General features: G+C 49.8%; 17 protein-coding genes. 15 read left to right on the plus strand and 2 right to left on the minus strand.

Translation table 11 applies throughout. From position 1 onward, the window contains the following. The first annotated feature begins 64 nt into the window (after positions 1-64). A complete protein-coding gene (locus ACEPSU_RS01800; protein ID WP_395322453.1) occupies positions 65-1,009 on the plus strand; it encodes a zinc-binding dehydrogenase in 945 nt (314 codons plus the stop codon). On the opposite strand, the gene ACEPSU_RS01805 is transcribed toward ACEPSU_RS01800, so the two are convergent. Beyond that, positions 1,006-1,425 carry an Lrp/AsnC family transcriptional regulator gene (locus tag ACEPSU_RS01805; protein ID WP_395322455.1) on the minus strand — a complete coding sequence of 140 codons (420 nt, stop codon included), beginning with the start codon at positions 1,423-1,425 and terminating at the stop codon, positions 1,006-1,008. The genes ACEPSU_RS01800 and ACEPSU_RS01805 overlap by 4 nt on opposite strands. A gap of 471 nt (positions 1,426-1,896) precedes the next feature. Here ACEPSU_RS01805 and ACEPSU_RS01810 point away from each other — a divergent pair, with 471 nt between their 5' ends. The 5 genes from ACEPSU_RS01810 (at position 1,897) to ACEPSU_RS01830 (ending at position 7,703) form a co-directional block, all read left to right on the plus strand. Then, entirely contained in the window at positions 1,897-2,829 is a 933-nt protein-coding gene (locus ACEPSU_RS01810) for an ABC transporter ATP-binding protein (RefSeq protein WP_395322457.1), read from the plus strand. Between the two features lies 1 nt (position 2,830). Then, positions 2,831-4,351, plus strand: a complete 1,521-nt coding sequence (locus ACEPSU_RS01815; RefSeq protein WP_395322459.1) for an ABC transporter permease/substrate-binding protein — start codon at positions 2,831-2,833, stop codon at positions 4,349-4,351. Positions 4,352-4,370: 19 nt separating this feature from the next. Beyond that, entirely contained in the window at positions 4,371-5,321 is a 951-nt protein-coding gene (locus tag ACEPSU_RS01820; protein WP_395322461.1) for a zinc-binding dehydrogenase, read from the plus strand. 364 nt (positions 5,322-5,685) lie between these two features. Next, positions 5,686-6,810 carry a vitamin B12 independent methionine synthase gene (locus tag ACEPSU_RS01825; protein ID WP_395322463.1) on the plus strand — a complete coding sequence of 375 codons (1,125 nt, stop codon included), beginning with the start codon at positions 5,686-5,688 and terminating at the stop codon, positions 6,808-6,810. Positions 6,811-7,010: 200 nt separating this feature from the next. Continuing rightward, on the plus strand, positions 7,011-7,703 hold the full coding sequence (locus tag ACEPSU_RS01830) for a glycerophosphodiester phosphodiesterase (RefSeq protein WP_395322465.1): 693 nt from the start codon (positions 7,011-7,013) through the stop codon (positions 7,701-7,703). Between the two features lie 89 nt (positions 7,704-7,792). Here the strand turns inward: ACEPSU_RS01830 and ACEPSU_RS01835 are convergent, their stop codons facing one another. Further along, positions 7,793-8,347 (minus strand): NADPH-dependent FMN reductase, encoded by a 555-nt coding sequence (locus ACEPSU_RS01835; RefSeq protein WP_395322467.1) that lies wholly within the window; start codon positions 8,345-8,347, stop codon positions 7,793-7,795. A 79-nt stretch (positions 8,348-8,426) separates the two neighbouring features. Between ACEPSU_RS01835 and ACEPSU_RS01840 the strand changes: the two genes are divergently transcribed. The 9 genes from ACEPSU_RS01840 to ACEPSU_RS01880 all read left to right on the plus strand — a co-directional run bounded on the left by ACEPSU_RS01840 (position 8,427) and on the right by ACEPSU_RS01880 (position 16,438). After that, entirely contained in the window at positions 8,427-8,873 is a 447-nt protein-coding gene (locus ACEPSU_RS01840) for a MarR family winged helix-turn-helix transcriptional regulator (RefSeq protein WP_395322469.1), read from the plus strand. Between the two features lie 535 nt (positions 8,874-9,408). Next, on the plus strand, positions 9,409-10,257 hold the full coding sequence (locus tag ACEPSU_RS01845; RefSeq protein WP_395322471.1) for an aldo/keto reductase: 849 nt from the start codon (positions 9,409-9,411) through the stop codon (positions 10,255-10,257). A gap of 317 nt (positions 10,258-10,574) precedes the next feature. Next, positions 10,575-11,522, plus strand: coding sequence for a phosphate/phosphite/phosphonate ABC transporter substrate-binding protein (locus ACEPSU_RS01850; RefSeq protein WP_020088444.1), 948 nt, complete (start codon positions 10,575-10,577; stop codon positions 11,520-11,522). Between the two features lie 90 nt (positions 11,523-11,612). Then, positions 11,613-12,365, plus strand: coding sequence for a phosphonate ABC transporter ATP-binding protein (gene phnC, locus ACEPSU_RS01855; protein WP_020088445.1), 753 nt, complete (start codon positions 11,613-11,615; stop codon positions 12,363-12,365). A 10-nt stretch (positions 12,366-12,375) separates the two neighbouring features. Continuing rightward, positions 12,376-13,170, plus strand: a complete 795-nt coding sequence (gene phnE, locus ACEPSU_RS01860) for a phosphonate ABC transporter, permease protein PhnE (protein WP_260346835.1) — start codon at positions 12,376-12,378, stop codon at positions 13,168-13,170. Position 13,171: 1 nt separating this feature from the next. Next, positions 13,172-13,984: a phosphonate ABC transporter, permease protein PhnE gene (gene phnE / locus ACEPSU_RS01865; RefSeq protein WP_020088447.1), complete on the plus strand. Its 813-nt coding sequence runs from the start codon at positions 13,172-13,174 to the stop codon at positions 13,982-13,984. A gap of 2 nt (positions 13,985-13,986) precedes the next feature. Further along, positions 13,987-15,543 carry a bifunctional metallophosphatase/5'-nucleotidase gene (locus ACEPSU_RS01870; protein WP_395323124.1) on the plus strand — a complete coding sequence of 519 codons (1,557 nt, stop codon included), beginning with the start codon at positions 13,987-13,989 and terminating at the stop codon, positions 15,541-15,543. Positions 15,544-15,825: 282 nt separating this feature from the next. Next, the gene (locus tag ACEPSU_RS01875; protein ID WP_020088449.1) at positions 15,826-16,110 is read left to right on the plus strand and encodes a type II toxin-antitoxin system RelB/DinJ family antitoxin; all 285 of its coding nucleotides are present in this window, start codon (positions 15,826-15,828) and stop codon (positions 16,108-16,110) included. Next, a complete protein-coding gene (locus ACEPSU_RS01880) occupies positions 16,100-16,438 on the plus strand; it encodes a type II toxin-antitoxin system PemK/MazF family toxin (RefSeq protein WP_395322474.1) in 339 nt (112 codons plus the stop codon). Before ACEPSU_RS01875 ends, ACEPSU_RS01880 begins: the two co-directional genes overlap by 11 nt. The last annotated feature ends 16 nt before the right edge of the window (positions 16,439-16,454 follow it).

Genomic DNA, 16,454 nt, shown 5'->3' on the forward strand with positions numbered 1-16,454 from the left:
ACGGTACACCTTATACTAAACCCATTGAATAAGCAAACTAAAAAATAGAATGGAGTAATTAATTATGCGAGCAGTTGTCATTAACGAACCAGGGGACACCAGTGTCATGAATATTGTTGAACGGCCCATCCAAAAGGCCACGAAGACGCAATCGGTCATGCGGATTCATGCCTTTGGCGTGCACCGTTACGAAGTATTGACCCGTGCCGGTGGGTCTCCCGATGTGAAGTTTCCCCGGGTAATCGGTGTGGAGGCCGTGGGTGAAATTCACGAGGCAGCTGCGGACGGCAAATTTAAAGTAGGCCAAAAGGTGATCACCATGATGGGTGGCCTGGGACGTGAAGTCGATGGAAGCTATGAGGAGTATGCGCTGATCGATGACGCCAACTTATTCCCCGTCGACTACGCTGATGACTGGGTAACGTTGGCGCAGTATCCCGAAAACTTCTACACGGCACTGGGGTCCATCAAGTCGCTGTCGCTCAAAGCCGGTCAAACGTTGCTGGTACGTGGCGGAACGAGTGCGGTTGGACTGTCGGCCATTAAACTGGCCAAGGTGTTAGGTCTGACCGTGACCGCCACGAGCAGACGGGAAGAAATGTTACCTGAGTTGGTCAAAAATGGCGCGGACAAGGCCGTTCTTGACCGTGACAACGCACTGGTGACGACGGAAACGTACGATGGTATCATCGACATGGTCGGAACGGTCACAATGGCCGATTCGATTGCGCACCTCAGCAAGGGCGGCGTGGTCACGTTGATTGGTTTGTTGGCGGGCGAATGGGTCGCTAAGGAATTCAGCCCATTCACGCTGTCGGATAAGTACCTGACATTCTTTGACTCTACCAATGTGCAACAAGATTTGGTAGACGAAATGTTCAGTTTGATTGCCAAGCATCATTTAGAGATTCCAATCGCTAAGGTCTTCAAGCTTGCCGACATCCGCGAAGCGCACGATTACGTGATGGCGAGTCGGGACATGGGCCAGGTCATCGTGGACAACGACTAGATCAACTGGTCGATGACGTCGATGACCTTGTAGATTGCGACCTCACCTAGTTCTAACAGGAAGTCGTTGAGTTCCGCACGTGAATGAAAGGCGCCTTCGATAAGGTACGGCATGTCGCCGGTCACACGGTAATGGTGGCGAATAGCGTTACGATGACGCTTGATTAGGTCATTGTATTCAAGGCGTTGTTTGGCGTCCTTTATGGCGGCTCGGATAAAGATCTGCCGGTCGTAACCTAATTTTTCGGTATCGACTTCGATCGTGTACCGTTTGATGACGCCGGTATCCTCGAGACGGTTGATCCGCGCAGTCACGGCCGGCGCGGTTAAGTGTACGCGTTGGGCGAGATGGTTCACCTTGATACGGCAATTTTTTGTCAGTTCCTTTAAGATTTGAGCGTCAGTTTGATCGAGCACAGGACAACACCTTACTTTATAAGTATTTTGTAACGAAACTCTTTATTTCTAATATTAACAGCCGCGTCAAAAAGCTGTAAAGTAGTCTCTACTGTAACGAAAAATTCGTGAGGCGTTTTCCTAGGTAATTTAGAGAAGATTAGTATAATTAGGCACTATAGGGCTTGCTTGGTGCCGGTCAAGAACATCGCCTGAATGGATGATGGTTAGGACTGGTATGGGCGAGCTTTTGATTTGGCAGAGATGCCAAGTTAAAGAATGAATTAGAGCAGGATGCTAATTGAAAAAATTGGTAAATCTAGACGGTGACAATACCCATGAAACTGTGAGATTAAGAAGGACTGGAATTCTAGCTTTTTTGGTTAAAAACTAGCTTAGTCGGCGGAACCCCTGGCAGCCGCAGACGACAATTTTCAACCAAAAAGGCGAAGCAAGGCATGGAGAGAATAAGTAAAGGGCATGGAGGGTAGCATGATAGAATTTAAAAATGTGAGCAAGCAGTATGAGAACAACCTGGCGTTGGACAAGTTAAATTTAACGATTCCGACCCAGGACTTCTTCGTGCTGGTGGGACCAAGTGGGAGTGGGAAGACGACCACCCTCAAGATGCTGAACCGGCTGATTGAACCGACCGATGGCAACATCTACTTTGATGATAAACGGATTATTGATTATGACTTGAAACAGTTGCGGTTACAGATGGGCTACGTGCTGCAAAATATTGCCCTCTTTCCCAATCTAAACATTCAGGAAAATATTGCCATTCAGGCGGAGTCTCTGGGATGGCCACGCAAGGACCGGATTGCCCGGGCCCGGCATCTGTTATCTCAGGTCGATCTCGACCCGGACCAGTATGCCACTCGGATGCCTAGTGAATTATCCGGTGGGGAACAACAACGAGTCGGTATTATTCGGGCGTTAGCCATCAAGCCTAAAGTCGTTTTGATGGATGAGCCGTTTAGCGCGCTCGACCCAATTTCGCGGAAACAGTTGCAGGACCTGGTCTTGCGTCTGCACCGCGAGCTCGACATGACCTTTATTTTCGTGACTCATGACATGCACGAAGCCTTACGCCTCGGGCAGCACATCGCGGTGATGCGGTTGGGCCACATTCAACAGATTGGGACGGGCGAGGAAATCATGCAGCACCCGGCCAATGATTTTGTGCGCGGCTTTTTCCAAAACGAATACACGCCACAACCCGCAACGATTCAGACGCTACTGGATGCGGGTTATGGCCAGACAACGGTGGCCAACGCAACCTTGGCCGCCGACGCGCCAATCAGTGAACTAGCGGCGGCCTTGAAGCAGGCAACGCCGGTGGTTGTGATGACATCGCAGGGGCCACGTGCACTCAACACGCCGGACCTGTTGGATTATTTAGCAGCGAAGGAGGCGGACTAGGTTGCAAGCGATTATTCATATTCTAAAGACGCAGGGCGACGATATTGTCCGCTCCATTGGGCAACATATTGGCCTGTCCCTGATTTCACTGTTGATTGCGGCGGTGATTGCCATTCCATTGGCGATTCTGCTGATGAACCACAAGCGTTCGGCTAACGTGATGTTGCAGATTACCAGTGTCCTCCAGACGATTCCCAGTCTGGCACTGTTAGGGATTCTGATTCCCATCGTGGGGATTGGGACCGTACCCTCAATCATTGCGTTGGTGATCTACGCGGTGATGCCGATCTTTCAAAATACTTACGCTGGGCTGACGACGATCAATCCCAACCTAGAAGAGGCCGCGACGGCGTTTGGTCTGTCGCGCCGGATGAAGTTATTTCGAATTGAACTACCATTGGCGATGCCCATGATCGTCTCTGGAATTCGAATCGCGATGGTCCTGATTATTGGGACCGCCACACTGGCCGCCTTGATTGGTGCCGGTGGGTTGGGGACATATATCCTGTTGGGAATCGAAACCAACAACAATGCCCTCCTGATCATCGGAGCCGTCCTGTCGGCCATTCTGGCGCTGGTCTTTGGCGCCGGTATCGACTGGCTGGGCAAGTTATCGTTTAAGAAGGCCGGTCTCGTGGTACTTACCTTGATCGTCTTGATTGGCGGCTTTGCGGGCTACCGCAAGATTGTCAGTCCGACGACCGACATTACCATTGCCGGGAAGATGGGGAGCGAGCCGGAGATTCTGATTAATATGTACAAGGACCTGATTGAGCACGACCATCCGAATATGCAGGTGACGACCAAGGCCAACTTTGGGGGGACGTCCTTCTTATTCAAGGCGTTGAAGTCGGGGTCCATTGATATTTATCCCGAGTTTACCGGGACGGTATTGGAGTCTCTGGTCACCGGGCAGAAGTCGGCGAGCCATGATCCTCAGACAACTTATAAGGTCGCCAAGCGTGCCCTGAAGTCGCAGGATCAGATGGCTTACCTGAAGCCAATGCAGTATCAAAATGGGTACGATTTGGCGGTCACCAAGCAATTTGCCAAGAAATATAATTTAAAGACGATTTCCGATTTGACTGCAGTTGAGGATCGGATCCACGCGGGTTTTGATCCGGACTTCTATCAACTCAAGGATGGCTATCCGGGGCTGAGCAAGACTTACGGTTTGAAGTTTGCGAGCGCTAAGACGATGGAACCGTCGATTCGCTACAAGGCGATTGCGAACGGTAAGGTCAACCTGGTCGACGGCTATACGACTGACCCCGAAATTCAGGAGTATCATTTAGTTGTGCTGAAGGATGACAAGGGATTCTTCCCACCCTATCAGGGGGCACCGCTGATGACTGAAAAGTTGTTGACGGAGCATCCCGAATTGCGGACGACACTGAATAAGCTGGCCGGCAAGGTGTCGACGACCGATATGCAGAAGATGAACTATAAGGTGACCGTTAAGCACGAGAAGGCAGCAACGGTGGCCCGAGAATATTTGAAGAGTCATGGGTTGTTAGATTAATCGAAGGGAAGCTAGTAGGATGCAAGCAGTTGTTGTGCGTCATCCGGGAGAACCGGCGGTATTGGAAAATGTGACGGTTCCCACGCCCAAGGTCAAGTCAGGCTGGTCGTTGATTCAAGTCAAGGGGCGTGGCGTCAATCATTCGGAGATCTTTACGCGTGAGGGAAAGTCACCCAGCGTTGCTTTTCCACGAATCCTGGGGATCGAAGCGGTCGGTATAATCGCCGAATCGACTGCGGCGACGCGACTACCCGTGGGTCAGACGGTAGTGACCTTTATGGGTGAAATGGGTCGGGCCTACGATGGGAGTTATGCGGAGTACGTGCTCGTCCCCAATGCGCAAATCTTCCCGGTAACCACTGAGTTGCCGTGGGCCTCGTTGGCAGCGGTACCCGAGACGTACTACACGGCTTATGGGGCGCTGCTAGGATTGCGCTTGGAGGCCGATGATCAGCTGTTAGTCCGTGGCGGAACCAGTGGTGTCGGCGTTGCGGCAGCCAAGTTAGCGCACGCGATGGCGGACGTGACCGTGACGGCAACGACCCGTCAACTTGGTAAGACGGATCAGCTGAAGGCGGCCGGCTTCGATGCGGTCGTTGAAGAACGCGAGGGTCAGCTGCTGACTTCGGCGACATTTGACCGCGTGTTGGATCTGATTGGTCCCGCAACGGTTGCCGATTCCCTGACCCACCTGAATCCCGGGGGTATTGTGAGTTCAACTGGACAGTTGGGTGGGCAATGGACGCTGACGGATTTCGATCCGATTATGAGAATTCCTAACGACTGTTACCTGACGTCATTTTATTCCGGGGATGTGCAGGTAACCCGGATTCAAGATCTCTTGCAGTTAATCGCCAGTCACAATATTGATGTCACGCCCGTTAAAACCTTTCCACTGAGCGAGATGCGAGCGGCTCATGAATATTTAGCAAGTCACCATAGTTTTGGTAAAGTCGTGGTGCTTTCCTAAAAATATCCTTGACAGTGCTTGCTGAGAAGACTAAACTATCATTAATTTCTAATCGATTTGTCATAAAAGCTAGGAGAAGAGTAGTGGTGACAGCGTTGTTCAGTGAGCCCGGTAAGTGAGAACGGGTCAACGGTTAGCCATGAAGATGAGCTCCTGATAGCTATCAAGCGGTTCACGCTGCTTGATCGGTAGGAACCGTTAACTTTCCGGGTATCAATAGGTACCGTTGAGGCAAGGTCTGTGAAGGCCTTGTAAACTAGGGTGGTAAAACGACGCATTCGTCCCTTGAGCTAAGCAATTAGTTCGGGGACGCATGCGTTTTTTATGTCCCATGGCAAATCACAAAATATAGGAGGAATTTATCATGACGACAACGACTTTAAAAGCATTTCCTTACCGGTATGACGTTGTAGGTAGTCTCTTACGGCCAGCGAACTTGAAGGATGCTCGGGCGAAATTTGCGGCTGGTGAGATTACGGCGGACGAATTGAAGACGGTTCAGCGGACTGAAACGAAGCGTGTCGTGGCTGAACAGGTCAACCTCGGCTTGAAGGCGGTCACCGATGGCGAATTCAACCGCAGTTGGTGGCACCTGGACTTTCTATGGGGTCTGACGGGGGTGGGCCACTACGACTATCAGCAGAGTTATAAATTTCATGGGAGTAAGACCCGAACGGACAATGCGGACTTGGTCGGCAAGATTGCCTTTAACCCGGGCCATCCCTTCTTTGAGAGCTTCGCGTACTTACAGAGTTTGGTACCAGATGGTGTGGTCGTGAAGCAGACGATCCCTTCACCAACGATGTTGTTCCGGGACAACCGGAGTGATAACTGGCATCAATTCTATGAAACCTGGGACGCTTACTTAGATGACTTGGCCAAGGCCTATCACGAAACGATTTTGCATTTCTACGACCTAGGTTGCCGGTACTTACAGCTGGATGATACGACGTGGGCCTTCCTGATTAGCAAGCTCAACGAGACGGCTGAGGATGCCACCGCACACCAAAAGTACGTTGGTCTGGCTGAGGATGCCGTTCACGTCATCAATAGTCTGTTGGCAGGTTTACCAGACAATCTGACGGTTACAACCCACATTTGCCGGGGGAACTTCAAGTCGACCTACCTGTTCTCCGGTGGGTACGATGACGTGGCGGACTATCTGGGTGAGCTGCACTATGACGGGCTGTTCTTGGAATACGACAGTGATCGGGCCGGAAGCTTTGCGCCATTGAAGAAGATCTGGAACGGCGATGCTGGCAAGCGGCTAGTCTTAGGATTAATCACGTCCAAGTTCCCCGAACTGGAGGATGAGGCGGTCGTGAAGGCTCGAATCGCGGATGCCGCCAAACAGGTACCGTTGGCCAACTTGGCTCTTTCCACGCAGTGTGGTTTTGCCTCGACTGAAGAAGGGAACCAGTTGACGGAGGACCAGCAGTGGGCCAAGTTGAAGTTGGTCAAGCGGATTTCGGATAGTGTTTGGGGATAATCAGGGTATCAAGTGGTGGCTCAACGGCAGTGCATGCCGGGGAGCCACCTTTCTCGTGCGATGATTGATAGAATTAACCACTATGTTCGCCAATGTGTTTACCAGGTCTTTACCAAAACCTCAGCAATTCTTTACAAACATTACGTAAAATAAGAGGTATCCTAATGACAGTAACTGAGACTGAAAATAGGGAGTGACTGGTGACGATGACAACGACCGTATTTGGCCACCGGGGATATCCGGCGCGTTTTCCGGAGAATTCACTGGCGGGATTCAGCTATGCTTTGGATCATGGAATTGAGGGCTTAGAGTTTGATGTGCATCTGACAAAGGACCGTGTGCCAGTCATTATGCATGACGAACGGATTGACCGAACCACGGATGGCAGTGGCTTGATTGAGAGCTATACCTACGCGCAACTGCGGCATTTTCGTCTGGCCAATCAGGAACCGATTCCGTCACTGGCAGAGTTCCTGGCGTTGGTTACCGATCGTGATGTGCAGCTCAATTTGGAGTTGAAGACCGATAAGATTCAGTATTCGGGGATTGAAGCCATCGTCATGCAGATGGTGCACGCAACCAGTCTACGGCGTCCCGTGATTTTCTCATCGTTTCACTTGCCGACCTTGAAGACCTGTCAGCAGATTGCGCCCAACGAGAGTTATTGTTGGTTGACGGACAAGCCGGTGGCTCAGCCGGCAATGCTGGTAGCGAAGGAACATCTGAGCGGCTTGCACCTGAGTCACTTTCAATCAGGTCTACCCATCACCGAACGTATCTGGACGGTCAACAATCCGACCGTGGCTGCGGATCTCATGAAGCAGCACGTTGCCGGGATCTTCACGGATGATTTCGAGATGATGATGCAGGTGAAACAACAGATTGCAAATTAAAACAAGCGCCTCGTTTCGATGACAGAACGGGGCGCTTGTTAGATTTTCAAAGGAGGCGTGAAGTATTGGAGAAGCCATCCAATGATAAGTTATTTATTGAGTAAATTCTGGAACTCAGCCCCCAACTGTTGCGCGTTAAATGCGTATGGTGCCAGGGCTTGGTCAACGTCGATGAAGTGACCTTGGTCGTCCATGGCATCACGGTGCAAGCTAATCTGCAGATTGTTGTTCAACGGCTGCATCTTGAGGCCACGAATGATGAGGTTCACACCCTGGGCCGCTTGGAAGCCGCCGTGTCCACCGTATGAGACCATGCTAACGGGCTTACCGGCCCATTCTTTGTAGAGGTAGTCCAAGGCATTCTTCAGCGGTGCCGGATAGCCCCAATTGTATTGTGGAAAGAGCAGGATGAAGCCATCGTAACCCTGAATCAGTTGGCTCCAACGTTGCGTGTGAGCCTCGCTGTAGATTCCCGTTGACGGCTGGGCGACTTCGTCCAGGAAGGGCAGGTTGATCTCAGCGAGGTCGATGAGGTCAACGGTTAGATTGGGCTGGGCAACGGCCTTTTGAAGCCAAGTTGCGATGTCGGGACTGATCCGGGAGGGACGCGTGGAGCCGATGATGATGCCGATTTTAGATGTCATGAGTTAGGGCGCTCCTTAAATTTGAATTTATCCGTGCACTATGCACACATCTTAACAGCATTCTGGTATACTAGCAAGTATGGATAATGAAATTTTTGAAGCACTATTTGAAATCGTGACGTTTTTTAACCAACCACAACAGGACCGCCATCTGCTCCAACAGGCCGATGTGCCGTTGGAATCGGCGGCACTGCCCATCGTGGTTCGAGTTGGTCGGCAGCCGGGGATTAGCATCGGTGAGCTGGCCAATCAGATTGGTCGCAACCACTCGTCCATTAGTCGGCAGGTCGATAAGTTAATGACGGCTGGTTGGCTAGCAGAGGCGGAGCGTCGAGATCAACGCGTTCGCCAGGTGACGCTAACATCGCAAGGACAACGGGGACTAATACAAATAAAGCTCGCTCGGGAGGCCGCATTACGTGAAAAATTAGCGAGCTATTCCAATACCGATCGTGCCGAGTTGGCGCGAGTCCTGCAACAGTTAGCGGATACGTTGACGGGTAACAAGGAAGATTATCATGAATAAGTATGCACATCGCGCTGAGCGGCTATTTTAGTGACGACTGGTTGATGGAAGTAAGTTGGGTGAATCAACGCTGGTTGGTGTTATCCGTAAACTAAGGTTGACGGTGGGCTGTGGTGTGATTCGCTGAATTTGGCGCACGCTAAAATCGGCGTAGTTAGTCAGTCTGGTCGCAAAAAAAGTGTAAAAAAATTAACCTCATTGAATCGAACTGGGATTTAGTCTGATTCAATGAGGCTAATATTTAATTTGGACAATCAATTGTCGAGGCATTTTCCGGGTACCTTAACAATTGTTACCAAAAAAGCTTTAGTTTGTCGTCTGGTTGTTAAGCAATTGTTTTACGACATCTTTATAATAACAGAGAAATCAAGGGTTTTGGGTAATTCTCGTGATTTGTAATATTACAAATTCATGGAAGCGAAATTTTCCTGAAATCTAAATGAAATTCCGAACAAATCCGAAAGCCAATTTGACCTTACGTGTGTAAAGAAAGCGTATACTTATCCCAGTTACTGAATAAATTGGAGGGTCAAATATGTCAGTTTTAACGGATACGTTTCGTTTGGCTAATGGGTCGCAGATTCCACAAGTTGGATTTGGTACTTGGCAGATTCCGGGTGGTGACACGGCGTATAATGCGGTGGCTAACGCATTGAAGGCTGGTTACCGGCACATTGATACGGCAAAGGCTTATGCTAATGAATCTAGTGTTGGCAAGGCGATTCGCGATTCTGGGATTCCACGAGAAGAGATTTTTGTGACCACGAAGTTGCCAGCTGAAGTCAAGACCTATCAAGGCGCGTTGGATGCCTTTGACACGACCATGGCGAACTTGGACGTTGGTTACGTTGACCTCTACTTGATTCACGCACCGTGGCCATGGGGCGAAATCGGCAAGGACTGTGACGCCGGTAACCTTGATGTTTGGCGCGCGATGGAAAAAATTTATGCCAGCGGTAAAGCGAAGGCCATTGGGGTCTCGAACTTCAACAGTCACGATTTGCAAAACGTCTTAAATCATGCTGAGGTGGCACCGATGGTTGATCAAATTCAATATTACGTTGGCTACACGGAACCCAAGATCACGAAGTTTGCGCAGGACCACGATATGTTGGTTGAAGCCTATTCACCGTTGGCAACGGGGGATATGTTGGCCAATGAGGCGATTAAAGAGATGGCCAATAAATACCACGTTTCGGCGGCACAGCTCGCTCTGCGATTTGTCTTAGAGAATGGCGTATTGCCTCTGCCTAAGGCGACGAGTCAGGCCCACATTACGGCTAATGCGCAGTTGGACTTCTCAATTGCCGCGAGTGACATGGCTAAGTTAAACGCGATGAGCGATACAGCCAAGAATCATGAGCACAATGGGACGCAGGGTTAAATTCGATAAAAATAAACGGTTGGTTGCACGAATAAAGCGTGATCAGCCGTTTTTTGCTGCCTGTAATCATTATTTGGGCGGGTGATTCCACTGAAAATTGGTTGGTCAGCTCATTAGATTCGCCAACAAGATACTTTTATCGAAAAATAAATATATAGTTCGAGTTTTACGATTTACTTATTGAAAATAGGCGCTTTTTTAATCATTAATATAATTATAAACCGGCATATTTTCAGAAAATGATTGTAAAAGTTCGGGTTTCTGCTAGTATTGGGAGTGGTCAAAGAGGACTACTACATAACTGAGGAGTGAGCTAGATGCACTTGAGTAAGAAAGTAAAATGGCTCTTAGTTTTCACCGCATTACTGGTCTTGCCAGCAACGTTGGCGGGCTGTGGGAAGACCACGGCATCCACGTCTGGATCAAAGGGGTATGCCCCTAAGAAGTTGACGGTGGAATTCGTGCCATCATCCAATGCGGGGACGATTGAGGCTAAGGCTAAGCCACTGGAAGGGTTGCTGAAGAAGCAATTGGGGATTCCAGTCACGGTCAGTGTTTCGACCGACTACAATACCATTGTTGAAGCGATGGGATCTAAGAAGGTTGATGTGGGCTTCCTGCCACCTGATGCCTACGTTTTGGCTCATAAGCAGTACCATGACAAGGTCTTATTGCAAGCACAACGACACGGGCTCACGGAACCGGGAGACAAAGCCAATACTGAACTGGTCGACTACTACCGTTCCCAAATTCTGGTACGCAAGGATAGCGGCATCAAGTCGGTGAAGGATTTGAAGGGCAAGAAGATTGCCGTCCAGGACACGACATCTACGGCCGGCTGGATCTATCCAGCAGTTGAAATGTTGGACCAAGGTGTCAACATCAACAAGGACGGCATTCAAACGGTTACGGTCAAGGGCCATGATCAAGGGGTCTTATCCGTTTACAACAAGAACACGGATGCTGCCTTTGTCTTCCAAGGCGCGCGGAACCTGGTGAAGAAGGACGAGAAGGACATTATGAGTAAGGTCGTTCCAATCTACACCACAGGGAAGATTCCAAACGATACCATTACGGTCCGTGGGGACATGACCGGTAAGTGGCAAAAGAAGATTGCGACGGCGTTCAAACAGATTGCCAAGACTAAGAAGGGTCACGCCATCATTTCCAGCGTTTACACGCATGAAGGCTACACGGACTCAAAAGATAGCAACTTTAACATTATTCGTCAGTACGACAAGAAGGCTAAGGCCCTCGATAAGTAAAATTTAATTGATGTAACGACGGTAAGAGTAGCAGGGGGAGCGATAGTATCGGCGCCTTCGCTGCTCTTTTACATAGGGGGAATCAGACGGATGGACAAGACACCCATTATTTCATTTAAGAACGTCAATAAAGTTTACGACAACGGCACGGTTGGTCTGAAGAACATTAACTTTGAGATTCCACAGGGTGAATTCTTAGTGGTCGTCGGCCTATCTGGTGCGGGAAAAAGTACCTTACTGAGGACCATCAATCGAATGCATGAGATTACGTCCGGTGAGATTCGGGTTGAAGGCGAATCAATCAAGGCCTATAAGGGCCGGTCACTACGCCTGTTGCGGCGAAAAATCGGGATGATCTTTCAAAACTTTAACTTAGTGAAACGGTCGAGCGTGGCTAAGAATGTGCTCTCGGGCCGGGTGAGTTATTACGCAACCTGGCAGAGTATCTTAGGCTTGTTTAGCGCTACGGATAAGCAGAAGGCTGTACAGGCCCTACAACGGGTCAGTCTGGCAGAAAAGTTATATGCCCGTGCCGATGAGCTGTCTGGTGGTCAACAGCAGCGAGTTGCAATTGCGCGGACGCTGATGCAAGATCCTAAGATTATTTTGGCCGATGAACCGATTGCCTCGTTGGATCCTCTGACGACTAAGACGGTCATGGATATTTTAAAGCGTCTGAATCAAGAGGATGGCATTACGGTGATTGTCAACTTACATTCCGTGGCGTTAGCTCGGGAGTATGCCGACCGGATCGTGGGATTGCGCGCCGGTGAGGTGGTCTACGATGAGCCGATTGCGGATGTGACCGAGGCAGACCTGAACCGGGTCTACCAGACGGTCTAGGGGGGCGAAAATGATGACAACACAAGTACCTCGGCGACCGTGGCTACAGCGCTGGCACGTGAAACCAATTGGCTGGACGCTCGTCATTCTTATTTTACTGGTAGCTTCGTCACGGATGACTGGCGTTGATGTGGGGATGTTCTTCAGCAACCTGGGCCAGTTTACGGATCTGCTCGTGCGGATGTCGCGGCCGGCCTGGGACTATCTCCCAGTCATTCTCCATCCCCTATACGAGACCATTCAGATGGCCATTTTGGGAACCACGATTGGGGCTGCTTTCGCTGTTCCCTTTGCCGTGCTGGCAGCCAGTAATTTGGTTCACAACCGCTGGCTCAGAGGTATTATTCGCTTGATGCTCGACCTTGTCCGCACACTGCCGGACCTACTCCTAGCGGCCATTTTTGTGGCAATCTTTGGGATCGGGTCAACAGCAGGGGTTGTGACGCTAGCTATCTTCTCGTTTGGGATGGTTTCCAAGCTCTTCTATGAAGTTATTGAGACGATTGATATGGGTCCGCTGGAAGCTTTGGAGTCTGTGGGAGCCAACAAACTAACCATTATCTGGTACGCCGTTTTGCCGCAGATCATGAATCAATTCGTGAGCTATTTTCTCTACACCTTAGAGATCAACGTGCGGGCCTCAACGGTACTAGGGTATTTAGGTGCCGGTGGGATTGGGGTATTTCTACAGCGGTCACTGAATGAGTTCAACTATAGCCAGACGGCGGTGATTATTTTGGCAACGCTGGTGGTGGTCATGGCCATTGACGGCATCAGCAATCACTTAAGGAGGGTGCTACTTTAATATGCAAACGACTATTTCAAAAAAGCCCGCCACGTTGACTTTGTGGCGACGATGGAACTGGCTCTTGTGGATTGCAATCGTGGCGGTTATCTATACTTGGGCGATTACGGGACTGCATTTCACTGGTCTGCAGGAATCGGCGGCATCTGTATCTCGCTCGATCGTGCATGGCCTGGTTCAGCCGGACTGGCCGTACGTTTATAACGGCAGCGGCGAAGACCTCGTGTCTTTGATTCTGCAGACGTTGGCGATTGCCTTTTTGGGAACAATTATCTCGTCACTGATCAGTGTGCCCTTTGCTTTTTGGGCGGCGCGCGGTGGTAAGGAATGGCTTCACGTCCGTTCGGGAAGTGGCAAGGTCGTATTGACTTTGATTCGGACTTTTCCTGAGATTGTCCTTGCCATTATGTTCATCAAGGCAGTTGGCCCGGGTTCATACGCCGGGGTCCTAGCGGTCAGCATTCATTCGATTGGGATGTTGGGTAAGCTGTTCAGTGAAGCCATTGAGAACATGGATCGGGGTGCCGATGAGGCCATCACAAGTGCTGGGGGTAATAGCGCACAGATCTTCATGCTAGCAACTTTGCCGACAATCATGCCAGAATTTATTTCCTATACCCTCTATCGCTTTGAAATCGCGGTTCGTTCAGCCTCGATTCTGGGGATGGTTGGTGCTGGTGGAATTGGGACCCCCATGATCTTTGCCATTCAGACGCGTAACTGGCCGCGAGTCGGCATCATCTTATTAGGGATTGTCCTGATGGTTCTGTTGATTGATACCCTGTCGGAACAATTACGGAAGAGGTTGATTTAGTGGTGAAAGTTAAGATTCTCGCGACTAGCGATGTTCACGGCTATGTCTACCCGACGAAGTACCTGAACGCGGCGGATAATCAGCCCTTGGGCTTGCTCAAGGCAGCAACCGTGATTGAAGAGATTCGTCAAAATGCCGCACCAGATGAAGTGGTGATTACCATTGAAAATGGGGATTGGATTCAGGGATCCCCGCTGACCACGTACTTGGCCAAACATTCCGAGGCACCGAGTGAGCTTTTGAGCCAACTGACCACAACACTGAACTACGATGCTGGCGTGTTAGGTAACCATGAATTCAACTATGGCTTGGACTACCTGCGGACCTGTGAGCGCGACCGGGACTATCCTTTGTTGGGTGCCAACATTGATGGTGGGGAAGCTCAAAAGATCGTTGACGCACCATATACTATTATTGAACGGCAAGGCGTGCGGGTGGCAATCCTTGGATTAACGACCAGTTACATTCCGGTGTGGGAGACGGCTGACCATATCGTGGGATTGCAGTTCGACTCCATCGTCACGACGGCTAGACGCTGGGTTCCTCGGTTACGTAAGCAAGCAGATGTTGTGGTCGTTGCCTATCACGGTGGCTTCGAGGCCGACCCGACCACGGGCAAGTTGACTGAACGTGCAACTGGTGAGAATGAAGGGTATCGGCTCTTAACGGAGGTTCCCGGAATAGACGCTTTGATCACCGGTCATCAGCACCGGCAATTGGCAGATATTTATCAGGGCGTTCCTACAATCCAGCCTGGTGAGAAGGGCGTTGCAGTGGGGATGATTGATCTGGTGTTAGATAAAAGCAAGCAAGTCATCGATCACGATGCCCGCCTGTTGACCACGGCGAATGCGCAACCGGCGGATTGGCTGGCAACGTTGGCGGACGAGACTGAAAGTCATGTCCAGCGCTGGCTAGACCAACCAATTGGCAAATTAGGCGGTGACAGCCTAAGCGTGACAGATGCAATGGCCGCTCGGCGACACGGCCACCCGTATCTCGAGTTCGTGAATACTGTGGAAATGGCCGCGGGGGGTGCTGACATTGCCGCAACTAGTCTCTTCAACGATGATGTTCGGGGACTAAGCACGCAACCCACGATTCGACAACTCTTGAATAGTTACAGCTATCCCAATACACTCGTGGTGGAGCAACTTTCGGGCCAGGATATTCGGGATGCCTTGGAGCGGTGCGCTAGTTTCTGGCTGTTGAATGCTGAGGGAAAGATTACCGTGAACTCGGCGTTTACGACCCCCAAATTGCAACTCTATAACTATGACTTTTACAGCGGGCTAGACTACACATTCGACTTACACCAACCGATTGGCCAGCGGGTTGTGCGGCTGGATTATCACGGGGCCCCCGTTCAACCAGATCAAATGCTTAGCGTAGCGGTTAATCAGTACCGCGGCAATGGTGGCGGTGATTATCCGATGTTTAGTGCGAAGAAAATCACGCGGGAAGTAAATGTAGATTTACCCGAATTAATCATGACATACTTTGAACAACACCCCGTGGTTTTGGGACAACAGCCAACTAATTTTAAAATTATCAGCTAAAAAAGTACCAGAGCCATCACGATTTAGGATGTGCTCTGGTACTTTCGGGTTAGAGTCCTTTTGGATCAACCGGTTTTAGATGGTGACGACAATTTTACCCAGTTGTTCACCATGTTCTAGCAGCAGTAGCGCCGTTTGCGCTTGGTCAAAAGAGAGCATGGACCCAATCATAGGATTGATTGGTATATAGATGGATAGCTCGCTGTCAGCCTCAAATGAGAGCGTATCAATAGCTAAATTGAGTTTATTGTAGTATGATTCTTTAAAACTAGGAGGGGTAATATGCAAACGGCAAAGCAGAATCAAAGTAAACGGGTTCAGGCGCTAGTTGATGCGGAAGTTGCTGATCAGGCCGAAAAAATTTTGAGTGATCTCGGTGTGACACCGACTAACGCAATTAATATGTTCTATCGTCAGATTATTATCCATGGTGGATTACCATTTGGTGTTGTTCTATCGGAACGGCAACGAGCAACACATGAATTGTTGGAAGCAACGAAAAATCAACCCGTTCAGGAAATTAAAACGCAAGCAGACTTAGAAAAGTTCATTGCCAATGGAGACTAATGAGATTGCAATTGTCTATTTAGCATTTACACAATCCTCTGGGGGAAAGCGCCGTCCGGTAATCGTAATTGATGATTTCTCAAAAGACTTACTTTGTTATCCTGTGACCACTAAATACGCTGAGAAATCGACACGCATTAGAAAAAACTACCTAGAGATAGTGGATTGGCAAGCGGCAAATTTGGATAAGCCATCTTGGGTTGATGTGGGAACGATGTATCGTCTTGATAAGACACTTCAAATGAAAATCAAAAAAATTGGTAAGCTTTCAGTGGCTGACATTTGGCGACTCGCCATGTTTACCCGAGAGCACGAATCAGGAATGTAATAGGCAACGATTCAGC

The sequence above is a fragment of the Levilactobacillus parabrevis genome, from assembly GCF_044051715.1.
Taxonomy (GTDB): domain Bacteria; phylum Bacillota; class Bacilli; order Lactobacillales; family Lactobacillaceae; genus Levilactobacillus; species Levilactobacillus parabrevis.